Below are 1,667 nucleotides of genomic sequence, written 5' to 3'. Positions count from 1 at the left end.
GGGTCTGACAAGATTTTCGTAGCCGGTGATCGGGGCGAAGCTGCTGGTCCGTGGGTCAGTTGAGCAGGATGCGCTGGCGGAGGAGGGCGAAGCCCGCTCGTCCGTAGGTCTGCCGTTTGAGGAGTTTCGTCTTGTTGTTGATGCCCTCGGTGGCTCCGTTGCTGTAGGGCAGGTCGAGGCCGGCCTGCACGGCGTCTCGGTCTTTCTCCATGCCGCGGACGAAGCCGTGCAGGGCTGGAAGGTCGTCGGCGTTCACCGCCTCGATCCATTCCTGGAGGGCGGCAGGATCCCCGGGGGAGTGCTCGTGGTGGCCCAGCAGCTTCGCGAAGGTGGTGACGTGGCCGGTCAGAATGCTCATCTCGGGGCAGAGGGCGGTGAGTTTGTCGCGGTGGGTGCCCGGTTCGTCGGCCAGGTGGTCGGGGTCGGTCATGATCCAGGAGGTGAGGCGGCGGATGGAGGGATCGGCCAGCGATTCCTGGTCCCGTCCCTGTTCGAGATAGCGGACCAGCAGGTTCGGGCTGCCGGTGTAGCCCATCACGCGGATCTCGGCGAGGAGGGTGGTGGTGGCCACCGGGCCGGCCGCGCGGCGCTCGCGCAAGTGGTCGCGGAAGGGATCGACCAAGCAGCGCCGGTACTGGGGCGGACGGATCAATTGCTCGGGAGCACCGACGCGGGCGTAGCGTTTGACGGTGTTGAGCGCCAGGCCCAGGTGTCGGCCGGTCTCGCACAGGCTCACCCCGGCCTCCAGCGACTCGTGCACGGCGGCATGCGTCTGCAGGACGCGCTCGTTACGCGACCCGGGCGTCGCCTCGGGCGGCTTCGCGCGCCAGCACGCGGCGTGCGCGGCCACCGTCTTCTCCACCGCGGCGGCGAGGTTGTGCCACAGGTGCCAGCGGTCGCTGACCTGCACCGCGTCGGGGGCTCCTTGGCGGATTGCCTCGGCGTAGGAGGCGGAGCCGTCCCTGCAGACGACCTCCACGCCGGGGTGCGCACGCAGCCAGGCGGCCAATGTCTCGACGGTCCGGTCGGGCAGCACATCGACGCGCGCGTGAGTGAGCACGTCGATCAGGATGGTCGCGTAACGGTGCCCACGCTGCAGCGCGAAGTCATCGACCCCCAGCACCCGGGGCACCGCCATCGCGGGCAGCGGCAGCGCCATCAGCAGGGTCAGCAGCGTGCTGCAACTGACCAGTTGATGCAGATGAGGCAGCAGCCGGACGGCGGTCTTGCCGGCAAGTGCCGTCGCGACCGCCCCCAGCAACCGCTGCAAGGCAGGCGTGCGTCTTTGGTAGCGCACGGTCAGTCCGTCGACCTGTTCCACGAACGTGGTCTTCGGGCAATCGGGGTTCTCGCAGTACAGACGGCGTACCGATAACTCGACGATCACCGGCCGGCCGCCGACCGCCTCATCGGCGACGTGCCGTACGTACCGGCTGTGCACCCAGTCCGAGGACCGGCCACATCCCGAGCACGCGGCCCCGCTCCCGTCCCGGGTCCGCGCTGTGATCCGGATCAGACCCGTGCCGGCCTGCACTTCCTCGACCCGCACCGCGGACAGTTGCGGCAGCAGGACCTCCAACTCGATGTCATACACCCTCCAGCCTGCACCCCGAACGGAGGGAACCACGACACCTTCGATCACCGGCTACGAAAATCTTGTCAGACCC

The 1,667-nt window shown here is 68.6% G+C and carries 1 protein-coding gene; it reads right to left on the bottom strand.

What is annotated here, in order from left to right:
* Positions 1–55 precede the first annotated feature (55 nt).
* On the bottom strand, positions 56–1,594 hold the full coding sequence (locus QMK28_RS33895; protein ID WP_443050911.1) for an ISL3 family transposase: 1,539 nt from the start codon (positions 1,592–1,594) through the stop codon (positions 56–58).
* Positions 1,595–1,667: the final 73 nt, after the last annotated feature.

Origin of the sequence: Streptomyces sp. H27-D2, from assembly GCF_035828615.1 — a bacterium.
Lineage (GTDB): Bacteria > Actinomycetota > Actinomycetes > Streptomycetales > Streptomycetaceae > Streptomyces.
The sequence above is the reverse complement of the archived record's forward strand: the minus strand, read 5'-3'. Positions and strand labels throughout refer to the sequence as shown.